We start from the raw sequence: 19,107 nt of genomic DNA, 5'->3' as shown, positions 1-19,107 counted from the left end.
CGGCGGGGAGTCGCCCGCCCGCTCAGGACGCCGAAGGGCTCACGGCGGCGGGCCGGTTCGCAGGCTCGAAAGAATGCTCACCTGCGCGGGGCCACCGAAGACCGAGGCGGGCACTCCGAGGACCCCTTGCTCCAGGAGTTCATCGAAGGAGCACTGGGAGGTGGCGAAGTAGCCCACGCACGGTGATGCCCGGAGCTCGGGTCGGGTGGCGGTGAACGCGTCCAGGGCGCGGGCTCGCTCGGCCAGCAGCGCTCCGACCTGGCGAGGACGGGACGCGTGCTCCGTGAGGGCCGCGTAGCCGATGCGCAGCTTCTGTTCGTCTTTCGGCAGCGGCGCGAAGACGGCGCGCGCGTCCTGCCGCCACCGCGAAGGTGTGATGCACAACCCCACGTGGTCGGGGATGAGCCAGCTCTTCGAGAGCGAGACGAGGACGAACGCGAGCTCCTCTCGCAGCAGCCGGAGTGTCCACGGGGTGGGAGGTGTCGCGTACGCGGAGTCGATGATGAGCACCCGCTTTCCCGGCTCGGCCCGGACCCAGCGCTCCACGTGCTCGGCCTCTTCGCTCCGTGGGGAGCGTCCCCAGGGCTTGAGCGGCTCGCAGAGGAGCAGCGCGTCGCAGGCCTCGAGTTCGGGCAGCCCCTCCCGCGCGGAGAATGGAACAACCTCGACGCCTGCTTCCCCGGCGAGCTGGAGGTAGACCGGATACACGTCGGCGGGAACTCCGACGCGGGCGTTGCGTGACGCGAGCCAGCCGAACAGCGCTCGCAGGGAGCGGCGCACACCGTGACTGACCTGGGTCCTGGACTTGAGTTCCGCGTCGAGCTCGAGGTGCGCGAGAAAGCGTTCGGCGAGGTGACACCGATACGGCGCCTCGGGATGCGTCGACGGAGCGATGGCGGCGAAGGTCGGCGCGAGGCTGCGATAGACGTTGAGCTCCGCCAGGTCGACGAGCTCGGGGTGCTTGCCACGCCACGCGTCAGCCAGGGAGAGAAAGGCGTCGTGTTTCATCGGCGCAGCTCCGAGGCCGGGTCTTCCAGCGAGGCCAGGCAGGTTCCATCGCTCATGAGGTTCCACGAGCGCACCAACCGATGTGTTCGCTCCCAACCGACCGAGGGCTCCGTGTAGGCCGCGACGCGCAGCACGCGCCCTGCGACCTCTCCCTCGAACACCGGGCTGCCCCACGGCAGTTCGGTGACCTTCGTGAAGCCCCACGCGTCCATCGCGCGGAGCACCACTTCGAGCGGCACCTGGTTCGCCTCGCAGTAGCGATTCACGGCGCTCGGCGCCCAGGCGTTCTCGGAGAGGCTGGAGACGTAGAGTTCCTTGAAGCAGACCTCGTGGAACCCTTCGCGCGCGCTGCGCTCCAGGTACGCGTGGACCTGGGCCGCGTCATCGACTCCGCCGCGCTGAAGCACGCAGATGGCCCGGCTGCGGAGGCCAAAGGCTCGCGCGAGAGCACCCGAGTCGACGGACAGGCCCATGATGCGCGCGTCGTCCTCGCGGGTGACGCCGTGACGGCTGACGGCCAGCGTGGTGAGGCCCTCGTCACGCAGGGCGTGGAGTTGCTCGGCGTCGAGCCGCGCGCCATTGGTGATCAACAGCGTCTTCGGGAATCGCTCGGCGAGGCCACGGACCAGCGAACGCAACTGGCCAGGCGCCAGCAGGGTCGGCTCGCCGCCGCCGGTGATGACGGCGCGCTCCGCCCCGCGTAAGCGCGCGAGGTCCGCCCAGTGCAGTTGCTCTTCGAGCGAGACACTCCGCTGCCGCGCGAGGTCCGAGACACTGGCCTTCGAGAAGCAGAACGCGCATTTCGCCTGACAGGCCTTCGCGACGGGCAGCACCGAGAAGGAGCGAGGCCGACAGTCGGCCCAGGGCGCGAGCCCCGTGTCTTCGAGCAGGAAGGCCTGCGCGGTGACCTCCTCATGAAGCGTGGGCCGCAGTGCACCGGCGTCGTCGACCCAGGCCACTCCGCTCAGGGGCACTTCGGGGGCGGGCCAGCGCCAGCCGATTCCCGTGCCCGTGGTGCCATTGGGGCGCATCGCTGGCGCACCCGACGTCGGCAGCCGCGCGCGCAACGCGACGACGCGGTCCTTCGCGCGACCGAGCTTCGCCACCAGCCGCCGCGCCTTCTCGAGCCCGGGGGCCCAGGGCTCGTCTTCCTTCAACATGTAGAACGCGTCGGGGAAGGTCGACTCGGCGATGGACGCCTTCGAGTACCGCATTCGGTAGCGATCAAATCCGCGCAGCCAGTTCGACAGCGGAATGAAGGCGACGAAGGCGGTGTCCATGGTGGCTGCACTCTCGCAGTGCCACAGACTTCGTGTCAATAGTACACTTATGTGTGAAGGGCCCGTGGGGCGCGGTTCAGGCCTCCGAGCGCAGCGCCGTCATCGGGTCCACCCGCGAGGCTCGCCGGGCCGGCAACCAGCTTGCGAGCAGCGCCACGCCGAGCAGGAGGAGCGCCACCGCGGCGAAGACGAGCGGGTCGGTGGTGCTCACTCCGTAGACGAGCCCCGCGAGCACCTGACTGAGCCCGATGGCGCCCAGCACGCCGAGCGCCACGCCCAGCCCCGAGAGCAGCGCCGCCTGCCGGAGCACCAGCTTCAGGACGTCCCCCGCCGTCGCTCCCAGGGCGAAGCGGATGCCGAACTCCTGGGTGCGCTGCGCCACCGCATAGGACACGACGGCCGCGAGCCCCGCGACAGAGAGCAGCAGCGCCACGACACCGAAGGCCCCCAGCAGCAGGAGGCTGAAGCGCCTGGGCGCGAGTGAGTCCGTGAGCAGGCTCTCCACGGTGTGCAGGCGCGAGGGCAGCTCGGGGGCGAGCTCACGCAGCACCGGCCGGACCGCGGTGACGAGGGCCGCGGGGCCCACCGGGCCGTACACGGCGAGGTGGAAGCGGGAGGAGGCGCGCGCCCGTTGGCGGGAGCAGCCATAGAACATGGGCTTCGGCGCCTCATCCAACCCCCGCTCGCGCACGTCCGCCACCACGCCGACGATGGTGAAGGGACGCAGGTCGCCGTCCATGTTGCCGAACTGGATGGTCTTGCCCAGCGGGTCTTCTTGGGGCCAGCGGGCCTTCGCGAGCGACTCGCTGATGACGGCGACATGAGGCGTCTCGGCGGTGTCGCGTGCATCGAAGTGGCGCCCGCGCACGAGCGGAATGTCGAGCGCATGGAAGTAGCCCTCGCTCGCCACGCGGTACTCGGCGGAGCCCGTGCGCTCGCGCTCATGCGCCAGCCGCCCGAAGTCCTCGATGCTCTTCACCTCGTCGGGACGGTTGAGCACGAGGAAGGTGCCGTAGCCCGAGGGGCTCCCCTCGAGCGGGAAGTTGCTCACGGCGCCCACCGCGCGCACTCCGGGCAGTGCGCCCAGCCGCGCGAGGAGTTGCTCCTGCAGTTGAAGGTTGCGCCGCCACCCCGCCTCGTCCTCGACGGGAGGGAGCACGAGGCTGAGCACCGCGACGTCCTCGGTGCGATATCCCGGGTCCAGCGAGAGCAGGCGCATCAGGCTGCGCCCGAGCAGCGCCGCGCCCAGCAGCAGCACCAGTGCGAGCGCGAGCTGTCCGACCACGAGGGCACGGCGCGTGCGCTCCGCTCCGACTCCTCCGGCCTGGGTGCGCCCCGCCTGCACCAGCGTGGCCCAGGGGTTCTGGCGCGCCGCACGCAACGCCGTCACCAGCCCGAGCCCCAGTGCGAGGAGCAGCGAGAGCCCGAGCGCGAAGAGGAGCGCGGTGGCGTTCACCTCCACCTCGTCCACGCGTGGCAGGCGGCCCGGCTCGAACGCGAGCAGTGCGCGCACGCTCCATGCTGCGAGCAGGGTGCCCAGCGCACCGCCGGCCAGCGACAGCAGCAGCGACTCGGTGAGGAACCGCCGCGCCAACGCGCCGGGCCCGGCGCCCAGCGCCACTCGGACGGCGAGCTCGCGCCTGTGGGTCGCCGCGCGGGCCAGCAGCAGGTTGGTGACGTTGGCTCCCGCCACCAGCAACAGGAAGGCCGCGGCGCCCAGCAGCACGTAGAGCGTGGACTGGGCACTCCCCACCAGGCTCTCGTGCAGGGGCACCATGGCGATGTCTTGCATCGAGATTTCCCGGCCGTACCGCGCCTCGAGCTCCCGTGCGATGCCCGTGAGCTCCGCTTGCGCGGCTTGGGGGTTGACGCCCTCCGCCAGCCGTCCCACCACCCACCAGTTGTGCGCGGTCCGGCTGGGCAGGGGCGCCTTCAACTCGCGCGGAATCCACAGCTGTGTGCCCACCGGGTAGTCGAAGGACTTGGGCATCACACCCACCACGGTATAGGCGCGCCCCTCGAAGGTGAGGGTGTCCGACAGCGGCAGCGGCCGTGCGCCCAGGTGCCGCTTCCAGAAGGTCTGGCTCACGACCACCACCGGGGCGCCTCCCTGCTGCTGCTCATCCTCGGCGAACAGGCGGCCCTGTACGGGCTGCACCGCGAAGGCGCGGAAGAAGTCGCGCGAGGCGAGCGCCATCATGGCGAAGGTCGGCTCGTCCGTGCCGGTGACGGCGACGCTCGCCGCTCCCGATACCTGGGCCAGCGCCGAGACGGTGCGGCTCTGTGTCCGCACATCCTCGAAGTTGGGGTCCGAGAACGGAATCGAGCGGCCGACGGCCGTCCGCTGCGACAGGTGCACGAGGCGCTCGGGGCTTGGATAGGGCAGGGGGCGCAGCAGCACCCCCTCCACCACGCTGAAGAGCGCGGTGCTCGCTCCGATGCCTACCGCCAGCATCAGGACGCAACTGAGAGTGAAACCGGGGCTGCGGCGCAGCGAGCGCAGTGCCTGACGCAATCCAACAAAGAAGGTGTCCACGCGGGAGGCTACGTCCTGGCCGCCGAACGATTGCCGCACGGAGTGGGGGAGACTGAAACCCGGCCGCTGCGTCAATCAGGCCTCGGGTCGAGGGCGTCGCCAATTCCTGCCAGGCTTGTCCTTGAGCTGATTCCAGATGGGAACGAGCGGCTCGGAACCGCATGGGGGCGCGGTTGGAGCGGGCTTGCTCCGTTGCGCCGCGCTGTGTCCGAGGCCAGCAGCACCGACCGTCCTGGCGAATCTCCCGAGTCGCGAACCCTCCAAGGGGCGCTCCCCTTGTGACCCCGGCGCCACCCGCGCTACTTGAAAATTGTGGTACGAGAGGAACCTTGCTGGGACCCGGAGGCTTGCTTTGACGTTGTTTCGAGGGTGTCTGACCGCGTTGCTGGTCTTGGTTGTTTCCTGTGGTGATTCAGAGCCTGGGGTGATTCCCGATGCGGGGGAGACCCGGACTGACGCGGGAAATGGGACGCCGGACGCGGGTGGTGGGACGCCCGACGCGGGTGATGGGACTCCGGATGCGGGCGAGGTGACGCCGGACGCGGGCGGAGACATTCCGGACGCGGGTGAGGTGACGCCGGACGCGGGCGGAGAGCTTCCGGACGCGGGCGAGGTGACGCCGGATGCGGGGGGAGAGATTCCGGACGCGGGCGAGGTGACGCCGGACGCGGGCGGAGAGCTTCCCGACGCGGGCGAGGTGACGCCGGACGCGGGCGGAGAGCTTCCCGACGCAGGCGAGGTGACGCCGGACGCGGGCGGAGAGCTTCCCGACGCAGGCGGTGAGCTCCCTGATGCTGGAGGGGAGACGCCGGACGCGGGTGGTGAGCTCCCCGATGCGGGTGGTGGGACGCCTGACGCGGGTGGTGGGACTCCGGACGCCGGTGAGCCTCCCGTCGTGAGCGTCATCGACAACTGGGGCTTCGAGGTGTGGCCCGATGCGCTTCCGGCGCAGTGGTTCGGCAGCAAGTCGAATATCGATTCCGGCGCCGTGCAGAAGGTGACGACGAATGCCTTCGAAGGCGTGAACGCGGTCCGGCTGACCAACGCCTCTTCCACGCATCGGCGGTTCACGACGCTGGCGAAGTCGATGCCCGCCGGTCGCTACTCCTGCACCTTCCAGGCGCGGGGCACCGGCGACGTCCGGAATGCCTTCTTCGACGACGACTACTCCTCGTACTCGTCCTACACCTCCGTCGACACCACGGCGTGGACCCAGGTGACGTACAACTTCAACCTGGCGAGCGACGTCTTCGACACGTTCGAACTCATCTTCAGCGTTCGGAATACGAGCGGAGAGAACCTGCTCCTCGACGACGTGCGCTGCATGCGGGCGGCCGAACCGTGTGACGTGGTCAGCTGCGAGTCCTGGGAGCGGTGCGTGAATGCCTCCGCGACCTGCGAGCCGCTCTCGGGTCGCTGCAACATCGGCGGGGACTGCGCCGCGTGGGAGGCCTGTGATGACACCAACACGTGCGTGGTCGCCGAGGACCGATGCGTCCGCCACGCCGATTGCGCGGAGACTCCGCAGACGCCGGTCTGCGAAACCAGCACGCACCTCTGCGTCGCCGGAGACCCTTGCGCTGGAGTCGTGTGCAGCAGCCCGGCGACCACCTGCAATCCCACGACGGGCGTGTGTGAGCTGGCCGAAGGCGCCTGCTTCACGACCCTCGACTGCGTCGGCGCCCTGCCGGCTTGTGACCCGACGACCCGCAGCTGCGTCCCCGCGGAGCACCCCGCGAACATCGTCCGCAACGGTGGCTTCGAGTCCTGGAACATCTATTCCATCCCCTACCAGGGGAACCATCTCATCCCTGACTACTGGTACGGCATCGACAACGGCATCGCGGACCCGGGCACGGAGATCAAGCCCACGCGTCTCGTGCGCTACCTCAACGCGGTGCACGGCGGTTCGACGGCGCTGCAGTTCGTCGTCCCCATCCAGGTCGCCGAGCGCTTCTCCACGGACAAGTTCAACGTCCCGAGCGGCAACTACTCCTGCTCGTACCGGGTGCGTGGCCACGGCAGCATCCGTCATCGCAGCTACTCGAGCGGAGGCTGGAGCCCGCAGACGGACTTCCTCGTCGTCGACAGTGACGAGTGGCAGCCGGTGTTCTTCCGCTTCACCGGCAACGTGCGCGACTGGCGCCTGTTCCTCTATCCGAGCCGGAGTGAAGCCGACCGCGACCACCTCCAGGTCGACGACGTCGTCTGTACGAAGGACTAGTGCCGCTGTCGCATGAGGGGGTCGAGCGCCGGTCGGGGTGGATGAACCCGACAGCGCTCGACCCTCTTTTCGTCGTGAGTCACCCGTCCTCGGTCTCCGCTGTCTCCAGGCTCAGCGTCAGCTTCCGCAGGAGCGAGGTCAGCGTCGCTCGCTCGTTGCGTGACAGGCCCGCGAGCAACCGGGCCTCGACGGCCATGTCGGCGCGGAACGCCGCCTCGGTGCGCTCACGGCCCTCCCGGGTCAACTCCACCGGAAGGCTGCGCGCGTCTCCCTCCGTCGCGGGGCGGCGAATCAAGCCCGCGCGGGTCAGCCGGGCCAGTCGGTCGGTCAGCCCCCCGGAGGAAATCATCAGCGACTTGTAGAGCTCCGTCGGGCGCATCCGGTAGGGCGGGCCCGAGCGCAGCAGCGCTGAAACGACGTCGAACTCGCCCGTGTCCAGGCCGTGCTCCTCGAACACCGCTTCGATGGGGGGCCGCACCCGCAGGGTGATGCGACGGGCCCGCCCCAGGATTTCCATCCCTTGGGTGTCGACGTCCGGAAGCTCCCGCTCCCACTGGCCCCGCAAGCGGTCGACATGGTCCTGGGTGCTCCTGCTCATTCGCGAACTCCAGATATCTTGACGTCGAGATAATTCGGCTGCATTGTCTCGACATCAAGATAATGGAGTTCCAGCGATGAGTCAGCGACCCTTCCAACCAGCCACGGTCGACCACCTGGTCCTGCGTGTCGCCGACGCGGCGCGCATGGCCTCCTTCTATCGGGACGTGATTGGCTGCACCGTCGACCGGGAGGTGCCGCACCTCGGCTTGACGCACCTGCGGGTGGGGACGGCGATGATTGACCTGGTGTCCCTGGATGGAAAGCTGGGGCGCGCGGGAGGCGCGGCACCGGGGCGTGAAGGTCGCAACGTCGACCACTTCTGCATCACCGTGCAGCCGTTCGACGAGGCGGCGATTCGCGCCCACCTGGCCGAGCAGGGGGTCGCAGTGTTCGCTCCTGGGGAGCGGTACGGTGCGACGGGTGACGGCTTCTCGTTCTACATCCAGGACCCGGAGGGCAACACCATCGAGTTGAAGGGCGCATAGGCGTCGCGGATGCTCGCTCGACGCCGCGTCCGGTCCGCTGGAGCGCTGCCGCGTCAGAACCCGAAGAGGTTCGAGACTCCGTCCTTCTTGTTGGGGGACGCCGCCGCGCTGGAGGACGAAGCCGGGGTCGTGGCGGAGGTGGACGCGGGGCGGTTGGAGACGCGCATGGGAGTGCTCCGGGGATGCGGTGGGGGATGGGGCCAGACGTCGTCCAGCCCGTGACGTGACCTCCCCTAAGGCACGGCGTGTGCCAGCCTCTCGCGGTCCCCCCAGTGTGCCGTTTCCCCTCTGAAGCGCTTCAGCCAGAACGGGCTCTGGAGCCCTGTTGCCGGTGACTGGAGCCATCGAGGGTGATGACCGCTGTCATCAGGGCTCGATGAGGATTGTTCTGGTTTCAGCGAGGGGCCGCTGCGAGGGGCGCGGCCAGCCTCACGCGGAAGCCGAAGCCGACCCACATGTGGAGGGTCCGCTCGCGGAGGCTCTCGCTTCCAGAGCCGGTGCTCAGGTCCACATCCAGCGTGCTGTATCGGCCGCCCGTGACATTGACGAAGAGCCCCGCCCAGAAGGCTCCGCCGAAGTTCCTGTCGAACCCTGCCTGGAGCGTGATTTCCGGCCCGGAGTACGTGATGTCGACGTCTCCAATCGAAAACGACGTCGTTTCGTGGCCGAGCGCCACCCCCGCCCAGGGTGAGTAGGGGCCGGCTGGATTCCAGTGGTAGTTGCCTTGAAGTCCGAAGCGCAGGTTGCTGCCCGGACACGCCTGGTCGGCGGAGCAGCGGATCCGCATCTGCGCGTGGGCGAGCTGAAGCCAGGGCCCCAACTCGACGTTCGGGCCGATTCGGACGGTGGGTTCCAGGATGGCGGCGAAGAGCCCCTTGTAGACCTCGTACAGATAGAACGGCTCGGCGGATCCATCCATGCGACCGCCCGGCATGAGGTAGCCCCCGCGCGCGGAGATGGCGAGCCAGCGCGGAAAGCCCCCTTCGAGCTCCGCGTGTTCCTCCGCCAAGGTTGGAGAAGACACCAGGAGTGACAGCAGGACCAGCGCCTGCGCGGCGGGACGAGAGAGCGTTTGCATGCGCGGGTGTTTGGTTATTACGGTCAATCGACGGTCGTCAACCCAAGGTCTCCGGTGTCCCTCATTCGCTCATTTTTCAGCCCGCGCCTGTTCGCGCTGGTGGCCTGCGGCCTCTGGGTCGCCTGTGGTTTCCCTTCCGCCGAAGAAGACGCGCGCGTTTGCGCCGATGTGGAATGCAGCGCGGGACGCTGCGTCTCCGACGATGGCGCCCCCATGTGTCACTGCAGCGCATGGGAGGAGGCCTCGGGCCTCAGCTGTTTCATCTCCGCCTACCGGCAGCCGGACGACCACGGTGACGCCGTGGCGGCCGCCACGACGCTGGCACCCTCGGTGGATTTCCACGACGCTGCCATCCAGCCTCCCTTCCGGGTGTGGAAGGATCAGGATGTCTTCGCCATGCCCACCCTGCCGGGCCATGGCCTTCGCTTCATCGTCCGGCCCGGCACCTTGGCCAAGGTGGCCGTGCGCCTGCTGGGTGCCTCGGGGCAGGTAATGAGTTCGCTGGTTGTCGTGGCTCGAGGCGGCGCCCACCTGGAGTTCACTTCCACGGAGGCGTCTCCCCGGTTCATCACGGTGGCCGCGGATGAGGACGGCGCTTCGGGGACGTATCTCTACCGTTTGGAAGACATGGGCAAGGATGCGAACGGTGACACACCCGCCACGGCGACGCCGGTGGAGCTGGCGAGTGCACCATTCCCTGTCACGCTCGAGTTCGACGATGACGAGGATGTCTTTACCTTCCGCACCGAGGCGGGCCAGGGCTTCCGATTCTCTTGTGAGTCCGAGCGAACCTCCCTGACTCTGATGAATGGCGCGGGCGCAGTGTTGGAGAGCGGAGCGTCAGGAGGGGGAGTGGGTGGCAGCGTGGGCCACAAGAGCCCGGACCCGACCACGTGGTTCGTCCGCGTCTCCACCTCGAACGGCAGCCTGCCGGCCACCCACTGCCAGTTGGACGAACTGGGGGTGGATGAACACGCGGATGCGATTACCGCCGCGACCCGACTGACGGACGGTGTCCCCGTGACGGCACGGCTTCAGGGCACCAACGACGTGGATGTCTTCTCCTTCTTCGCCACCGCGGGGGAAATCCATGACGTCAGGCTGACGCCCTCGCGTGTGGCGAACGTCAAGCTCACGGACGCGGACGGCACGACGCTGGCGGCGACCACCTCCAGCCGAATCGTCCAGGGCGCACCCACGACGGGGACGTATTACGTGCATGTCCAGAAGGACTCAGCCTGGGGGACGGACTTCCAGGTGGGAGTGGAGAACCTGGGGCCGGATGACCATGGTGGCACTCCCGAAACGGCCACTCGCGTCGCGGTGGAGGAGACTGTCACCGGGCTCATCCACAACGTGGCGGACCTGGATGCCTTCACGATTCCTCTCGAGGCGGATGGCGTGTACCGGCTCACCTGCACGCCCGGCTGCACGCTGTCGACGAGCGCTCCTGTCGCGTCCTTCCGCGTGCATCGTGCGTCCGGGGGTGGCACCTGGAACATCCACCTGCTGTCCTCGGGGGACGTCACCTTCACGATCAGCTCGCAGACTGCTCCTCTCTTCTTCACGTTCAAGATGGCGCGGGTGGGCACGGACGACCACGGCGATGACGCGGCCCATGCCACGCCGTTGACGCTCCCTGCGACAGTGGACGGCTCCTTCGAACTGGGGACGGACATCGACGTATTCGCCTTCGAGTCGGAGGCGAGCCGGACCTATGTCGTGGAGTCCAGGGCGGTGGGTCTCCGGATTCTGGACCCGAATGGCGCGGAGGTTCCCCTGCTGTTCGATGCGCCAACGGCGACCCGGCGCTTCACCGCCCAATCGTCGGGGACTTATGGCGTCGTGGCCACCTCTCCCGATCCTTTCGTGGGTGTTGCCAGGTCCTGGAGTTTCACCTTGCGCCTGCCGTGAGCTGTCGGGCGGCGGGGCGCTCCAGAAGCGCTGAACCGTCGTGGGTGTCGGTGGTAGCCTCCTGGGTGTGGGCCCCGGTTCCGTCGAATCGTGGGCTTGATGTCAGGAGTGCCTGGGATGCATGGGGCTGACGCCGAGTCCTTCGAGCTGGTGGTGCAGTCCGCCGGCGAGCAGTCCTCCCTCCGTCTTCGAGAGGCTCCGGGAGCCCGAGCCGCCGTGGAGCGAGCCGTCTCCCAGGCCGCCGCCCTCCGCGCCGCCGCGCCCGAGCCGAGCACCTTCGCGCGTCACCTCGGGGCCCAGCTTTCACGGGCGGCGGACCCGATGCGCGCGCTGGAGCGACTGCATTCCCGGGACCTCGCGCTCGCGCTCTCCTGCGCGCAGGGGCTGCCAGCGGCTTGCGAGCTCCTGGAGCAGGAGGTCCTCCTCAAGCTGCGCGTCCCCCTATCGCGCATCCATCCCTCACCGGCGTTCGCCGACGAGGTACTGCAGGTGCTCCGGGCCAACCTCCTGATGCCTCGCGAGGAGGCACCCTCACGGTTGCTTGGCTACTCGGGTATGGGCCCGCTGCTGCACTGGGTGAGCATCTCCGCGGTGCGGCTCGCGCTGCGGATGCGCAAGGCGCAGGGTGAAGAGTCACACGTCGAAGCGGAGGTGCTCGCCGCACATCCCGCCCCGGGTGGGTTGGAGCTGGGCTTCGTCCGGGAGGAGGCTCGGGGGCATGTGCGCGCGGCCTTCATCCGGGCGGTGGCCTCGCTGGACGACGAGGACCGGGAGCTGCTGCGACTGCACTTCGTCGAGCGCCTCTCCCTGGAGCGAATGGGCGCGCTGTTCGACCTGCACAAGTCCACGCTCTCACGCAGGCTCTCCGCGGTGCAGACGCTGCTGGAGAAGCGCACGCGGCGCGCGCTCGCCGAGCGTCTGTCTCTGCCCGAGCCGGAAGTCGACAGCCTGATGCGCGCCATCCATGGTCGGTTGGACCTGAGCCTCTCGGGTCTGCTGGCGGTGCGCGAATGAGCTGCCCGGACGAGAACACGCTCTCCGGTTACGCGAATGGCGCGTTGGACTCGGAGGGCACGGCCGTCGTGCGCCAGCATGTCGCGGGCTGCTCGGAGTGCCGGAGCGTGCTCGCCGCGCTGGGCGGACTCGAGGCGCCTCCACCGCTGGTCGACACGGGGCTGCTCGTCTCCGGCGCGCGCGTGGGGCGGTACATGGTGCTCGGTCTGCTCGGCGAAGGAGGCATGGGGCGCGTCCATGCCGCCTATGACCCGGAGCTGGACCGCAAGGTGGCGCTCAAGCTGCTGAACCTCGCGAGGCTGGGGGTGGACTCCCTGGCTCAGGCCCGTCAGCGACTGGAGCGCGAGGCCCGCACGATGGCCCGGCTGTCGCATCCCCATGTCGCTCACTTGCACGACGTGGGCGAGTTCCAGGGGCAGCTCTTCCTGGTGATGGAGCTGGTCGAGGGCGGCACGCTCCGGCGGTGGCTGGCGGAGAAGCCGCGCACGCGCCGGGAAATCCTCGCGCGCTTCATCCAGGCGGCGGATGGGCTCGCGGCGACGCATGCGCTGGGCATCATCCACCGCGACTTCAAGCCCGACAACGTCCTGCTGACGCGCGATGGTCAGGTGCGCATCACCGACTTCGGCCTGGCCAACGCGGCGGGAGCCCTGGAGCCTCTTCGAGAAGACGAGGCTCCAGTCCCTGGCGGAGAGTCACTCACTGTCACCGGGGCGTTCCTGGGGACGCTCGCGTACGGCGCGCCGGAGCAGCTCCGCGGAGAGCGGGGGGATGCTCGCTCGGACCAGTTCGCCTTCTGCGTCGCGCTCTACGAGGCCCTCAACGGGCAGCGGCCCTTCGAGGGCGCCACGCGCGAGGAACTCCTGTCGTCCATGCAGCGCCAGGAGGTGCGTCCCGAGACTCGGGGCGTGCCCTCGTGGCTCAAGGCCGTGGTCCGGCGTGGACTCTCCGTGGACCCGTCGCGGCGCTTCGAGTCCATGCAGGTGCTGCGGGCCCAGCTCTCACGGGAGGTGGTGGCCTGGAAGCGCATCGCCGCCACGGCGGTGCTCGCGGGAGGTGTGGTGGGCCTGGGGTTCGTCGTGCTGGGACCTTCATCGGCGACACCGAGCGAACTCTGTCAGGGCAGTGAGCGGCACCTCGCGGGCATCTGGGATGTGTCCGTGCGTGAGTCCACACATCTGGCATTTCTGAAGACGGAGGACCCTTCTGCCGAAGCCTCGTTCCAGGCCGTGGCCTCATCACTGGAGCGGTGGACCCGGGACTGGATGCACGCGCATCAGTCCGCGTGCGAGGCGACTCGTGTCTTCGGTGAGCAGTCGGAGGCAGTGCTCGGGCTTCGGATGACGTGTCTGGACCAGCGGCTGGGAGAGCTGTCTCGGCTGACGGTGGTGCTGCAGGGAGCGGATGCGCGGACGGTGGAGCGGGGCTTCGGGCTGGGCGCCTCGATTGGCGGCGTGGGCCGATGCGCGGACGTGCGCACGTTGCAGGAGGCCGTGTCTCCACCGGAAGACCCGAGGGTGCGCGCGGAGGTGGACGCGGTGCGCACGGAGCTGGCGCGGGCGAACGCGGAGCTGCTCGCGGGCCATACACCGGAGGCGCTGCGAATCGCGCTGCCTGCCCGGGAGCGCGCGCTCGCCACCCGGCATCGCCCCCTGGAAGCGGAGGCGCATCAGCTCTGCGCGCTGTTGCAGGAGGATGCGGGAGCGTTCGAGGACGCGCGAGCGTCGCTGGCCCAGGGCTCGTTGGCGGCCGAGGCGGGGCGACACCTGGGTGTGCTCGCGCGGGTGCTGAAGTCGCAGGCCTGGCTGCATGGATATGGCCTGGGGCGCACCCCGGAGGCGTGGCCCTTCCTCCAGCGCGCCCGTGCCGTGGCGGAGACGCTGCGAGACGCCGAGTTGGACACGATGTTGGACAACGTGCAGGCGGAGCTGCTGGAGCAGGAGGGCCGCTTCTCGGAGGCGGAGCCGCTCTTGCGTGCGTCGCTGGAGACCGTCACCACGCGCGGACAGACGCACGCGCGTGCGGAGCTGAGTGGTCGGCTGGGCCTGCTGGCCCGGCAACAGGGGCGCCTGCTGGAGGCGAAGCGTTGGCAGGAGGAGGCGCTGCGGCTCCATGAGGAGCACTTTGGTCCGGTGCACCGGGACACGGGACGGGCCCTGGCGAACCTGGGTGGCACCCTGGCCCTGCTGGGTGAGTTGACGAGGGCCGAGGCGGTCCTCCAACGGGCGCTCGGAATCCTTCGCCGGACGCTGGGCGAGGAGAACCTGTCGGTGGCCCGGACGTTGTCCAACCTGGCCCTCGTCTACTTCGAGTGGGGACATGGGGCCCAGGCGCGCAAGGCCGCGGACGAGAGCTGGGCGGTGGCGCGCGCGAGCGTGGCCGCGGACAGCCCGGTGCTGATGGGGATGGAGTCGAACCGACTCGGCGTCCTGGGAGAGCAGGGCGAGCGTCCGCTGGAGCTGGCGCACGTGCGACGCGTCCTGGCGCATCGCGAGCGCGTCTACGGCGCCTCACACCCGGAGGTGGCCCTGGACGTCCACGAGGTGGGCAGGCTGCTGCGTCTGCTGGGGCGCCTGGACGAGGCGCGAGGTTTTCATGCGCGCGGCGTCTTGCTCCAAGCGCCCCTGGTCGCCAAGGGCGAGGTGGATGGCGCGGGGCTGCGAGCCCTGGCGGATGCCCTCCTCTTCCTGGGGCGGGTGGACGAGGCCCGGGGGCATGTGGAGCGGGCGCTCGTGAGCATGGAGCGGGACTTGGGGCCTTCGTCGTCCGAGCGCATCGAGGCGATGCTCCTCCTGGGGGACGTCCACCTCGCGCGGGGCCAGCCCTCCGAGGCTCTGGTGCCGCTGCGCACCGCGCTGGAGGTGCTCACGGCGCGGCAGGTGGTCTCCGCGCGTGTCCCGAGAGTGCGTCGTCGGCTCGCGCGGGCGCTCCGGCTGACGGGTGCGGTGGAGGAGGCCTGCGTGGAGGCTCGGCACGCCTGGGAGGAGCTGTCCGCCTGGAGCAAGGCCTACGCTCAGGAGACGGCGGAGGCGCGGGCCGAGCTGGGGCGCTGTCGCGGGTAGCCGCTTCAAGGGGAGCGACATCAACGGCGAGGGGGCGCGGTCATCACCCGCGCCCCCGTGGTCCACGTCTCCTGGTCAGCGGATGTACGTCGCGAGGTGCTCAGCGGTCAGCGTCGAGCGCGCCGCGACCAGGTCGGCCGGGGTGCCCTCGAAGACAATCTTCCCGCCCTCGTGGCCCGCGCCCGGTCCCAGGTCGATGAGCCAATCGGCGTGCGCCATGACCGCCTGGTGGTGCTCGATGACGATGACCGACTTGCCGGAGTCGACCAGCCGGTCCAACAGCCCGAGCATCTGCTCGACGTCGGCCAGGTGCAGGCCGGTGGTCGGCTCGTCCAGCACGTAGATGCCTCCGTCGGTGCCCATGTGTGTCGCGAGCTTCAGCCGCTGCCGCTCGCCACCCGACAGCGTCGTGAGCGGCTGGCCGAGCCGCAGGTAGCCGAGCCCGACGTCGGCCATGTGCGTGAGAATCTCATGCGCGGCCGGCGTCTTCGCCGCGCCGGAACCGAAGAATGCGACCGCGTCCTTGACGGGCAGGTCGAGCACCTCGGCGATGTTGAGCCCGCCGAGCTTGTATTTCAGCACCGCCGCCTGGAACCGTCGGCCCTCGCAGTCCTCGCAGGGCGTGCTGATGCCGGCCATCATCGCCAGGTCGGTGTAGATGACTCCGGCGCCGTTGCACGTGGGGCAGGCGCCCTCGGAGTTGGCGCTGAACAAGGCGGGCTTCACGCCGTTGGCCTTCGCGAACGCCTTGCGAATGGGCTCCAGCATGTCCGTGTACGTCGCGGGGTTGCTCCGCCGCGAGCCCCGAATCGGGGCCTGGTCGACCGACACCACTCCGTCCCTGCCCGACACCGAGCCGTGAATCAGGGAACTCTTTCCCGACCCGGCCACGCCCGTCACCACCACCAGCACACCGAGCGGGATGTCGACGTCGACCTTCTTCAGGTTGTGGGAGCTGGCGCCGCGGATTTTCAGCGCCCCCGACGACTTGCGCACCGACGGCTTCAACGCAGCCCGGTCGTCCAGGTGCCGTCCGGTCAGCGTCTTGCTGGCCCGCAGCGCGGCGACGGTGCCCTCGAACACCACCTCACCACCGGCGGTTCCAGCCCCAGGGCCCAGGTCGACGACGTGGTCGGCGATCTCGATGACCTCCGGCTTGTGCTCCACGACGAGCACGGTGTTGCCCTTGTCGCGCAGCCGCAGCAGCAGGTTGTTCATCCGCTGGATGTCGTGCGGGTGCAGGCCGACCGTCGGCTCGTCGAACACGTACGTCACGTCCGTGAGCGCGGACCCGAGGTGACGAATCATCTGCGTGCGCTGGGCTTCACCGCCCGACAGCGTCCCCGACGGCCGGTCCAGGCTCAGGTAGCCCAGGCCAATCTCCACGAACGAGTCGAGCGTCTGCCGCAGCGTCGCCAGCAACGGCGCGACGGACGGCTCGTTCAGCCCGCGAATCCACTCGGCCAGGTCGCTGATCTGCATCGCGCAGGCGTCCGCGATGTTGATCTTCTTGATTTTGGAGGACCGGGCGGCTGCGTTGAGCCGGGTGCCGCCACACTCGGGACAGGGGGTGAACGTCACCGCCCGCTCCACGAACGCACGGATGTGCGGCTGCATCGCCTCCTTGTCCTTGGTCAGGAACGACTTCTGGATTCGCGGAATCAGGCCCTCGTAGGTCAGGTTGATGCTCTCGAACTTCACCTTGATGGGCTCGTGATGGAGGAAGTCGTGGAGCTCCTTCTTCGTGTACTTCCGAATGGGCTTGTTCGGGTCGACGAAGCCCGAGGCCGCGAAGATGCGCACCTGCCAGCCGTCGGGGGTGTACCCAGGAATCGTGAGCGCGCCCTCGGCGAGCGACTTCGTGTCGTCGTACAACTGCGCCAGGTCGATATCCGTTATCGAGCCCATGCCCTCGCAGCGCGGGCACATGCCGCCGGCGGCCGTGAACTCGCGCTTCTCGGTCTTCCCGTCGCCCTTCTCGACTGAAACCTCTCCGACCCCTCGGACCGACGGGATGTTGAAGGAGAAGGCGTTGGACGAGCCGATGTACGGCTTGCCGAGGCGGCTGAACAGCACCCGCAGCATCGCGTTGGCGTCGGTCGCCGTGCCGACCGTCGAGCGGGAGTTGGCGCCCATCCGCTCCTGGTCGACGATGATGGCCGGCGTCAGCCCCTCCAGGACGTCGACCTCCGGCCGGCCCAGGCTCGGCATGAACCCCTGCACGAACGCGCTGTAGGTCTCGTTGATGAGCCGCTGCGACTCCGCGGCGATGGTGCCGAACACCAGCGACGACTTGCCCGAGCCCGACACGCCGGTGAACACCGTCAGCCGTCGCTTGGGGAGCTCGACGCTCACGTCCTTCAAGTTGTTCTCACGTGCGCCCCGGACGCGAATCAGGTCGTGGCGGTCCGCGGGAGGCTGGCTGGGGGAGGGCTTGCGCTCAGTCATGGCTTGGGAACCAACGGCAGTGGGGTGGGGTGTGGGACATCCGAACGGTCTGGCCGTCCGGCCGCTCAGCTTCTACGTCGACCGGCGGCTGACGGCGAGTAATATGCCTTGACGGGTATATACCTCAATGGGTATATATTGGGCGTGGAATCATCGTTCGCCATCATCGCGGAGCCTCACAGACGGGCCATCCTGAGCCTGCTGCTCTCGTCGGAGCGCTCCGTGGGCGACATCGAGCGCGAGCTTCGATTGTCGCAGCCGTCCGTCTCCAAGCACCTGCGGGTGCTGCGGGACGCCGGGTTCGTGGAATCACGTATCGAAGCGCAGCGTCGCCTCTATCGATTGAGACCGGAGCCGCTCATGGAACTCGACGAATGGCTGATTCCCTTCAGGCGCTTCTGGTCGAAGCACCTGGATGCGCTGGAGCAGCACCTGGACAAGATGGACAAGGTTCCTCCTGTGAAAGGAAAGAAGAAACATGAGCAGCCGTGAGCACTACATGCCGGGTGCCGCTACTGGTGCCAGGGTTCAGAAAGAGGGAGAGAAGTGGACGCTCGTGGTCGTGCGCGACCTCTCCCATCCTCCCGAGAAGGTCTGGCGGGCCATCACCCAGCCCGAGCATCTGCGCGAATGGGCGCCGTTCGACTCTGACCGGAACCTGGGGAGCGTGGGCACCGCGAAGCTGTCGACCGTGGGAGCTCCGAAGCAGATGGTCGCCGAGACGCAGATCAAGCGGGCCGACGAGCCTCGGCTGCTCGAATACAGCTGGGGAGGGCAGGACCTCCGCTGGGAATTGGAGCCGCAGGGGGCCGGCACCCGGCTCACGCTCTGGCACAACATCAACCGTGGCTTCATCTCGATGGGCGCCGCGGGATGGCACATCTGCTTCGATGTGATGGATCGGCTGCTCGCGGGTCAGCCCATCGGACGCCTCGTGGGTCCTGACGCCATGCGGTTCGATGGCTGGCAGCGCTTGAACGTCGAGTACGCCAAGCAGTTCGGCGTTGAAGCTCCCTCCTTCTAACCCCCGTTGGACATGAACATGCACCGCTCAAAAGGTATCGTCATTGGCTTCTGGGTCGTCACCGCGCTGCTCTGCCTGCAGATGGGCTTCACCGCCTACGCGCAGCTGAGCATGCCGGAGGTGGCGGAGGCGATTGCCCAGCTCGGCTTCCCTCACTACTTCCGCAAGGAACTCGCGTGGGCCAAGTTGCTCGGCGTGGTGCTGTTGCTCGCGCCGGTGCCGGCGCGGCTCAAGGAGTGGGCCTATGCGGGCTTCGCCTACACCCTCGTCTCGGCGCTCATCGCCCACCTCGCGATGGGACACGGCCCGGAGTCGTGGATCTACGCGGTGGTCACCGGCGTACTCTGGGGGCTCTCGTACTTCTTCTGGCGCCGCCTGCAGGCCCCGTCCGTTGGGCTCCGCCCGGCGACCGCCTGAGCGCTGGAATTTCTAGG

General features: G+C 68.8%; 15 protein-coding genes. 9 read left to right on the top strand and 6 right to left on the bottom strand.

The genetic code is table 11. The features are described from left to right. Window positions 1–39: 39 nt before the first annotated feature. The 3 genes from HR086_RS02390 to HR086_RS02380 form a co-directional block, all read right to left on the bottom strand. Window positions 40–1,008, bottom strand: coding sequence for a hypothetical protein (locus tag HR086_RS02390; RefSeq protein WP_174464730.1), 969 nt, complete (start codon window positions 1,006–1,008; stop codon window positions 40–42). Then, complete coding sequence (locus tag HR086_RS02385; RefSeq protein ID WP_174464729.1) at window positions 1,005–2,288, bottom strand: radical SAM protein; 1,284 nt, start codon at window positions 2,286–2,288, stop codon at window positions 1,005–1,007. The genes HR086_RS02390 and HR086_RS02385 overlap by 4 nt, the downstream gene beginning before the upstream one ends. Window positions 2,289–2,364: 76 nt before the next feature. After that, a complete protein-coding gene (locus tag HR086_RS02380; RefSeq protein WP_174464728.1) occupies window positions 2,365–4,824 on the bottom strand; it encodes an ABC transporter permease in 2,460 nt (819 codons plus the stop codon). Between the two features lie 352 nt (window positions 4,825–5,176). Between HR086_RS02380 and HR086_RS02375 the strand changes: the two genes are divergently transcribed. Beyond that, entirely contained in the window at window positions 5,177–7,048 is a 1,872-nt protein-coding gene (locus tag HR086_RS02375) for an invertase recombinase-like protein (RefSeq protein ID WP_373564249.1), read from the top strand. A gap of 79 nt (window positions 7,049–7,127) precedes the next feature. Here the strand turns inward: HR086_RS02375 and HR086_RS02370 are convergent, their stop codons facing one another. Continuing rightward, the gene (locus HR086_RS02370; protein ID WP_141640302.1) at window positions 7,128–7,646 is read right to left on the bottom strand and encodes a MarR family winged helix-turn-helix transcriptional regulator; all 519 of its coding nucleotides are present in this window, start codon (window positions 7,644–7,646) and stop codon (window positions 7,128–7,130) included. A gap of 76 nt (window positions 7,647–7,722) precedes the next feature. On the opposite strand from HR086_RS02370, the gene HR086_RS02365 reads away from it, so the two are divergent. Next, window positions 7,723–8,133, top strand: a complete 411-nt coding sequence (locus tag HR086_RS02365; protein ID WP_174464727.1) for a VOC family protein — start codon at window positions 7,723–7,725, stop codon at window positions 8,131–8,133. Window positions 8,134–8,142: 9 nt separating this feature from the next. Continuing rightward, complete coding sequence (locus HR086_RS02360; RefSeq protein ID WP_174464726.1) at window positions 8,143–8,355, top strand: hypothetical protein; 213 nt, start codon at window positions 8,143–8,145, stop codon at window positions 8,353–8,355. 172 nt (window positions 8,356–8,527) lie between these two features. Here HR086_RS02360 and HR086_RS02355 read toward each other — a convergent pair whose 3' ends face one another. Then, window positions 8,528–9,211: a hypothetical protein gene (locus tag HR086_RS02355; RefSeq protein ID WP_174464725.1), complete on the bottom strand. Its 684-nt coding sequence runs from the start codon at window positions 9,209–9,211 to the stop codon at window positions 8,528–8,530. A gap of 213 nt (window positions 9,212–9,424) precedes the next feature. Here HR086_RS02355 and HR086_RS02350 point away from each other — a divergent pair, with 213 nt between their 5' ends. The 3 genes from HR086_RS02350 (at window position 9,425) to HR086_RS02340 (ending at window position 15,201) form a co-directional block, all read left to right on the top strand. After that, window positions 9,425–11,125: a hypothetical protein gene (locus HR086_RS02350; RefSeq protein WP_174464724.1), complete on the top strand. Its 1,701-nt coding sequence runs from the start codon at window positions 9,425–9,427 to the stop codon at window positions 11,123–11,125. 117 nt (window positions 11,126–11,242) lie between these two features. Beyond that, complete coding sequence (locus HR086_RS02345; RefSeq protein WP_174464723.1) at window positions 11,243–12,139, top strand: transcriptional regulator; 897 nt, start codon at window positions 11,243–11,245, stop codon at window positions 12,137–12,139. After that, the gene (locus HR086_RS02340; protein ID WP_174464722.1) at window positions 12,136–15,201 is read left to right on the top strand and encodes a serine/threonine-protein kinase; all 3,066 of its coding nucleotides are present in this window, start codon (window positions 12,136–12,138) and stop codon (window positions 15,199–15,201) included. The genes HR086_RS02345 and HR086_RS02340 overlap by 4 nt, the downstream gene beginning before the upstream one ends. 75 nt (window positions 15,202–15,276) lie before the next feature. On the opposite strand, the gene HR086_RS02335 is transcribed toward HR086_RS02340, so the two are convergent. Next, window positions 15,277–17,649 (bottom strand): excinuclease ABC subunit UvrA, encoded by a 2,373-nt coding sequence (locus tag HR086_RS02335; protein WP_174464721.1) that lies wholly within the window; start codon window positions 17,647–17,649, stop codon window positions 15,277–15,279. A 144-nt stretch (window positions 17,650–17,793) separates the two neighbouring features. Here HR086_RS02335 and HR086_RS02330 point away from each other — a divergent pair, with 144 nt between their 5' ends. From HR086_RS02330 to HR086_RS02320, 3 genes are read left to right on the top strand one after another with little or no spacing between them, the layout of a single operon-like run. Beyond that, entirely contained in the window at window positions 17,794–18,141 is a 348-nt protein-coding gene (locus HR086_RS02330) for a helix-turn-helix transcriptional regulator (protein ID WP_141640293.1), read from the top strand. Then, window positions 18,128–18,673 (top strand): SRPBCC family protein, encoded by a 546-nt coding sequence (locus HR086_RS02325; RefSeq protein ID WP_174456267.1) that lies wholly within the window; start codon window positions 18,128–18,130, stop codon window positions 18,671–18,673. The genes HR086_RS02330 and HR086_RS02325 overlap by 14 nt, the downstream gene beginning before the upstream one ends. Window positions 18,674–18,691: 18 nt before the next feature. Then, complete coding sequence (locus HR086_RS02320) at window positions 18,692–19,090, top strand: DoxX family protein (protein WP_141640291.1); 399 nt, start codon at window positions 18,692–18,694, stop codon at window positions 19,088–19,090. Window positions 19,091–19,107: the final 17 nt, after the last annotated feature.

The organism is Myxococcus sp. CA039A (assembly GCF_013336645.1).
GTDB classification, from domain to species: Bacteria; Myxococcota; Myxococcia; order Myxococcales; family Myxococcaceae; genus Myxococcus; species Myxococcus llanfairpwllgwyngyllgogerychwyrndrobwllllantysiliogogogochensis.
The sequence above is the reverse complement of the archived record's forward strand: the minus strand, read 5'-3'. Positions and strand labels throughout refer to the sequence as shown.